Origin of the sequence: Chloroflexus sp., assembly GCF_034435895.1 — a bacterium.
GTDB lineage: Bacteria > Chloroflexota > Chloroflexia > Chloroflexales > Chloroflexaceae > Chloroflexus.
Map to the genome: position 1 here is coordinate 1 of NZ_DAOTWH010000100.1, position 6,123 is coordinate 6,123.

The following is a 6,123-nucleotide window of genomic DNA, read 5'->3' on the forward strand; positions in this document are numbered from 1 at the left end:
CCCGTAGCGCGCCTCACGGCGCTGGTCGGGCCATGGTCTGCGATGATGTGGCAGCGTTTGCCCGACCTCGACGCAATCGAGACGCTGCCCTTCCCCGCCTTCGACCGCGCTGCCGCCAAACCCATGCCGCTCGCGCCGTATATCCTCTTGCTGCGCGCGGCATGGCGGCTGCGCCGGCAGCGCTACGATGCTGCCCTCATCATGCGCGATGACCATTGGTGGGGCGCGGCGCTCGCCCTGCTGGCCGGCATTCCCCGCCGGATCGGCTTTGCCCACCCGCTTTGCCAACCGCTGCTCAGTGCGGCATTGCCCTACGATTCCCGCCAGCACGTGACCCAACAGGCGCTTGAACTCGTGGCAGCTCTCACCGGCGCCAAACCCGCGCCGGGGCCGTTGCGCTTCTCGCCCACCCCCGCCGCGCAGGAATGGGCAGCGGCATGGTTCCACCGCCATAGCGCGCCGGATGCACAGGTGATCATCCTCCATCCCGGCACCGGCGGCCCTACTAAACACTGGCTGCGCGAGCACTGGATCACGCTGATCCAAGGGTTACGCCAACCGGGCCGGCAGATTGTCCTCACCGGCAGTCCCGCCGAAGGCGCTGAGCTAGCCGCGATTGCCGCCGCCCAACCTGATGTGTTGGCGCTGAGTGCCGAACTCACCATCGACCGGCTCGCCGCGTTGCTCAGCCATGCCGCACTGGTGATTGGCGTTGATAGCGGCCCGCTCCATATCGCCGTCAGCCAAGGCGCGCCAACGATCCACCTCTTCGGGCCAAGCGATCCGCTCCGCTTCGGGCCATGGGGTGATCCGGCCCGACAGCGCATCATCAGCGCCAACCTGCCGTGCAGCCCCTGTGGCGTCTTCGCGGCCTGCCCGCGCGCCACCGATCCACCCGAATGCATGGCGGCCATCCAACCAGCCCACGTGTTAGCCGTCGCGGAAACGATATTGCTTAACCAGCGCCGCCACTCGCCGGCCCCCCGCTGAAACGGCGATGTCCCTGCCACCGCGCTCGTTGCGGTGTCGCTGCGACGAAACCGCATTGACGCCGATTCGACCGCCTGCTACAATGATCCGTTGTGACCGCAAAGTACCATTAAAGGGGGTGATTGTGGTGCGCCAACTGTGGGTTGGGATGATAGGGGCGCTCATGTTGTGTACTAGTATGGCATTGACTGCCTGCCTGCCCGATCCGCCGCCGCGCAATCTGCCTACCCTGCCGGCCATTCTCGACATTACGCCCGCGCCAACCCTCGATATTGACGCTACGGCGACGGCCTACGCCAGCGCCCCGCGCCCAACGCCGACGGTAGCGGCATTGTATATCGTGCAAGCCGGCGATACCCTCAGCGCCATCGCCGAGCGCTTCAGCGTCACCGTTGATGAGCTGGTCGCAGCCAACAACCTCACCGATCCCAACTTCATCCAACCCGGCCAAACCTTGCTCATTCCGTCGCTGATCGGCACCCCGCGCCCAGTCCTCACCCCAACGCCTTAAACGGGGAGTCGCCGCACCCCAGTTGTCATTACGAGCCGCGCGGTAGGGACAGAGCACGGCTCTGCCTGCCGCACGGCGAAGCAATCTCCCCCCAACGCGGGTTGAGGGGCGGACAGACGGTCACACACAACCGTTGATCGCTGTGCAATGCCTCAAGGCTTAGCTTCACACTCCCCTCTCCCGCACTAGTGGGAGAGGGGTTGGGGGTGAGGGCGTCAACGCATCGCCAAGCCATCAACCGTATCTACGCTCATACGTTCTGTCTGCCCTTGAACGAGCGCGAGAGGGAGCCACTCAGGCCTATCATCCGCTGAAGGAGGAGATTGCTTCGGGCGCTACGCGCCCTCACAATGACTGCATGCCTTCCCCGCTGCGACCTCCGCGCCCTCGGCGGTACAAACGATACGCCCCGCTCCTACTAACGCGGCAGCGGAGCACGGCTGCATTCCGCTCCTGCAATGCCTTCTCGGTATCTAGCAGCTCCCCCTCTCCCGCCGCGCGGCGGGAGAGGGGGCCGGGGGGTGAGGGCAGCAGCCCGCGCAGCGGGCTTTGTAACCCTAGCCTAGCCCTTCAGGGCCGGGTTCTCCGCTCTCTCTTATGGAGTGCGGCAGTGAAACTGCCGCAGCCACTCTACTGCTCATTGCTGATGATGGCGTGCAGCACTCCCACTGCTGCAATAATGCTGCAATAATTATGTTCACTCATCTCTACCGCACCGCCAACACCAGCCGCCAGCAATTGAGGTTACGGAACCGGCGGTACTGCAATGTATCCAGAATCGCGCCGGCAATCACCAACCCGCGCCCGCTCTCGTGCCAATCCTCTGGGAGCGCGGTTGCTAGTGCCGGCCTCTCCCACGCGCGACCTCGATCAACCAACCGGGCCTCGATCCGTGCCGGGGTAGAACGTAACCGCAACTGAATCGGCCCATCGCCCAGCCCCACCGCATACTGCAAGATATTCGCCACCACCTCGGCGATCGCCGTGTTAAACCGTATCTGCACCTCAGACGCTACCCCGGCTTCATCCCAAAATGCAGCCAGTGCAGTATGCAACTGCTCAATCCCTTCCGACGGTACGACGCTGAGATCATACTGGCGCTCGATACGGTTCATAGCGCATCTCGGAACTATAAGTTCGCCTGCAATGCCTCAGCCACATTGGGGTAGGGACGTAAGACTCGGTTGAGCGTGGTCAATTCCAAAATCGCCTGCGCTTGCGCCCCCACACTGGCCAGTCGCAGATCACCGCCAGCCAACCGGGTCGCCTTCAAACCGCCAATGAGTGCGCCCAGCCCTGAACTATCCAAAAAACTGACTTCACTCATATCAACCACCACCAACCGAAATCCTTCGTTGACGGCCTGTACCAGTCGTTGCTTCACCTCTGCGGCAACTAACAGATCGAGCCGGCCCCGCAACTGAACCACTGCCGTGCGTTCGTCCACCGGGTTGACCGTGATCTCCATTAACGCCCCCTTCACAAACTCTGGCGCCATACAATACTACTGCTCCTCGGTAGGTTGGTACATTGCTGCATCGATAACTACACTGAGCATAACGAGATCATACACCGCCCAAAACACATTGACCAGCACCGGCAACCCATCGTTCCGCCAGCCCAACGCCAATTGCCCTAGCCCCACCACAATCGCTATCGCAAGCAATGCCATCATCAAGAGCTGCCAGCGCACCAGCCCAAAATAGCGCCCCGCTTGCCGGGTCTTCGGCGTAACGATAAAACCGAGTTTCTTACCGAACCACACATTGGCCGCTGCGGTCGTCACCGCCTTGATCCAGAGCGGAAAGAGCGCCAGACTGTATTGCTGCCCGCGCCACGTTGGCCGCCCCCAACTGATCACGGCGAAGAGCAACTGGTTGATGATCAGATACGGTGCCAATCGCCAGAAGAACTCATCGGATAACGCATTGACCGGCAATAAGCCAAAGACAAGGTACAGAACCGGTGAAATCAAATAAATAATCGTCGGCGCCCCCGACAGATAGCTCCACATCGTATCAAAATAGGCGAGGCGTTGGCCCAAACTCAACCCCGGCAAGGTCAGCGGGTTTTCGCGCAGCATGACTTGAATGGTACCCTGCGCCCACCGTAAGCGCTGTTGCAGCGCGCTGCGCAGATCTTCCGGCGCCAACCCATGGGCCAATATTTCATCATGGTAGACCGAGCGCCAACCGGTTGCATGCAGGCGCATCGCCGTGGACATATCTTCGGTGACCGAGATCGTCGAAATCGGCAGATAATCCATCGCCTCATTCACAAGCAGCGGGATGAGTTGCCGCACCGTCTCGATCGCCGCCAATGGCGATCGATCACGTGCTACCAGTTCCGCCAAGAGCGCTTCGTCATTCAACGCGCGCATAATCTCGGCAGCTTCGCCCACTTGAATCTCGGCCAAATCAGCCATGATTTGCTGTAAATCAGCCGCCACCACCATCCGCGCCGCTTCTTCAGCCCGCCGCTGAAACCGCTCGGTCACTTCCTGAAACGTATCACCACGATCCAGCTCGCGCCGCGCTTGCGCCACCGCCCTACGCAGCTCACGCAGCGCTGGCGCAATCCGCCGCCGATCCGCTTTGGTCAACCGCCGTTCCGCTTGCCGGATCACCGTATCCGCCTCACGCAACGCTCGCCGGATCCGCCGCTCGACATCGCGCACAAAGAAGCGCAAGCCGGTGCGGGCCAGCGCCTCACGGCGCAAAACGGCGTTGGAGCCGCAGAAAAACGCTGCGTTCCAGCCGTCTTTGCCCTGCATGATCGGGCCGTAAAAGAGAGGCGCTTGGCTGCCAAACGGGTCTCCCGGCGGTACGTTGACAAAGTATTGTGGGGTCTGGACAAACGCAACCAGTGGATCGGCAAAATAACCGAGGGTGCGGTCAAGGATGTGCGGCAATGGCACCTGATCGGCATCAAGGATCAACACAAAATCGCCGGTTGTCTGCTCAAGCGCATTGATCAAATTGCCGGCTTTGGCGTGCCGATCAAATCCCTTCCATAGCGCCGAACGGGTGATATAGCCACATCCCTCTTCCGCCGCCATCGCCCGCATTGCCGGACTATTGCCATCATCGAGCAGATAGGTTTGGTGCGGATAGCGAATCGCTAGCGCCGCCTGCACCGTCTTGCGCACCAGTTCGACCGGCTCGTTATAGCAAGTGATATATACATCAACCCGCAGACCGGGCGGGGCCGGCGGCGGCTCGCCCCGCTCGCGCAGCCGAAAGACGGTGAGTCCAAAGAGGAAGCTGCCAATATAACTGTACAGCTCAGCGCCAAACAAGGCTAACGCAAACAGCCACGCATTCCAGTTGAGCGAAACGGCTCCGCGCCAGAGCAGATAGTACGCGCCGAGTATCAGGTTGGCAATGACCAGAATCTTGATCAGGCCACGCCGGAACGCCGCCCATTCCGCCGGCCCCCAACTGGTGCGCAGAAAAGTTGTGTTGAGGTGCGAAGACTGCATAGGCGTAGCCAAACCAAAGCGCTTTACGGTTTGCGCAGCCAACGAATGCGAACAACCAACACTGCTGTTGCCAGCAAGGCAATCAGCAGGATGCCGCCGACAAATTGCCACGCCGGAATGCGCTCAAGCAAGGCGACTTCAATCCGCGGCGTCAAAGTTTGCGGCGGCGCGGCCAGCGGCGGCGTCAATGGCACGGTCAATGGCACGACGGTACTATCGAGATCGCCCGTGATCTGGGCCTGCGCACCCCGAAGCACCCGCAGCAGCGCTTGTTCGCGCAACGCCTTCACCCCTAGCCGCATACCGGCGCCATCAGCAGCATCAATCCACAACACCCGTGCCCCGGATTGCCACGGCGACGGTATCAGGCGCAACGTCGCTTGTGCGCCACGACCGGGTTGATACACAAACGGCGTGTTCGCAGCGGTATTAAGCGTTGTTGCCAACTGATTACGGTTGCGACCGCCCAAAATAGCCAATGGCCCATTGCGGTCGTCACCGATCGCATCTGCTGTGACGAGAATCGGCGGTAGCGTCGCAGGCGTCGCGCTCCAGCGCCCCATTGCCGCTGCCAACTCTAGCCCGGCTTGGATCTCTGTGGCAGTTGGTTGCGCCGGTAATACCAACCGCGCGCTCGTGTCACCAACAAGCGCGGCCGGAAACCGGCCAAGATCATCTGCGGCTGCCGGATCATGGGGTAAACGCCACGCCGAGGTCGGTTCGATGATTGCCCATGCTGCTGTGATATTGACCTCTTCACAATCATTGTTCGGCAGATCGAGATACAGGCGCACTTGCAGATCAATCCGGCGCAATGGCGTACCGGCCAAATCGCTATTCAGTAGATCGGCGGGCAGTTCAAACCGATAACGTTCGGTCGCATTGGTTTCCACCCGCAACCGCTGCGAGCCAAGGGTGATGCCATTGACAGTCACAGCCAACCACGATGTTTCCGGCACGAGACCAGCCGCCGCCACGACGTGCAATTCGAGGGTGGCGCCCACCCGGAGATCCCATCCCGGCGGACGCTCGAAGGCATAATCGATCTGGTGCTCACCCGGGCCGCTCACCCGGCGCTGTGCGATGCCCAACTGGGCAAAACTGGCCGCGCCCTCCCGCCACGCTGCGGCCACCGGCGCCG

At 61.5% G+C, this 6,123-nt stretch carries 6 protein-coding genes; 2 read left to right on the top strand and 4 right to left on the bottom strand.

Annotated features, from left to right (window positions below; genetic code table 11):
* Positions 1–990, top strand: a 990-nt coding sequence (locus tag U9R81_RS05975; RefSeq protein WP_322494601.1) for a glycosyltransferase family 9 protein, incomplete at its 5' end; no start/stop codon positions are given.
* A 178-nt stretch (positions 991–1,168) separates the two neighbouring features.
* Positions 1,169–1,501 carry a LysM domain-containing protein gene (locus U9R81_RS05980; protein WP_322494602.1) on the top strand — a complete coding sequence of 111 codons (333 nt, stop codon included), beginning with the start codon at positions 1,169–1,171 and terminating at the stop codon, positions 1,499–1,501.
* A 707-nt stretch (positions 1,502–2,208) separates the two neighbouring features.
* Here the strand turns inward: U9R81_RS05980 and U9R81_RS05985 are convergent.
* The 4 genes from U9R81_RS05985 to U9R81_RS06000 form a co-directional block, all read right to left on the bottom strand.
* Positions 2,209–2,616, bottom strand: coding sequence for an ATP-binding protein (locus U9R81_RS05985; protein ID WP_322494603.1), 408 nt, complete (start codon positions 2,614–2,616; stop codon positions 2,209–2,211).
* Positions 2,617–2,630: 14 nt separating this feature from the next.
* Positions 2,631–2,999: an STAS domain-containing protein gene (locus tag U9R81_RS05990; RefSeq protein WP_322494604.1), complete on the bottom strand. Its 369-nt coding sequence runs from the start codon at positions 2,997–2,999 to the stop codon at positions 2,631–2,633.
* A 6-nt stretch (positions 3,000–3,005) separates the two neighbouring features.
* Positions 3,006–4,982 (bottom strand): glycosyltransferase, encoded by a 1,977-nt coding sequence (locus tag U9R81_RS05995; protein ID WP_322494605.1) that lies wholly within the window; start codon positions 4,980–4,982, stop codon positions 3,006–3,008.
* 23 nt (positions 4,983–5,005) lie between these two features.
* On the bottom strand, positions 5,006–6,123 hold a 1,118-nt coding region (locus U9R81_RS06000; protein ID WP_322494606.1), incomplete at its 5' end, for a cellulose biosynthesis cyclic di-GMP-binding regulatory protein BcsB.

Coding starts and splice junctions, on each gene's coding strand:
- U9R81_RS05985 (WP_322494603.1), bottom strand. CDS start 2,616: ATGAACCGTATCGAGCGCCAGTATGATCTCAGCGTCGTACCGTCGGAA.
- U9R81_RS05995 (WP_322494605.1), bottom strand. CDS start 4,982: ATGCAGTCTTCGCACCTCAACACAACTTTTCTGCGCACCAGTTGGGGG.
- U9R81_RS05980 (WP_322494602.1), top strand. CDS start 1,169: ATGGCATTGACTGCCTGCCTGCCCGATCCGCCGCCGCGCAATCTGCCT.
- U9R81_RS05990 (WP_322494604.1), bottom strand. CDS start 2,999: ATGGCGCCAGAGTTTGTGAAGGGGGCGTTAATGGAGATCACGGTCAAC.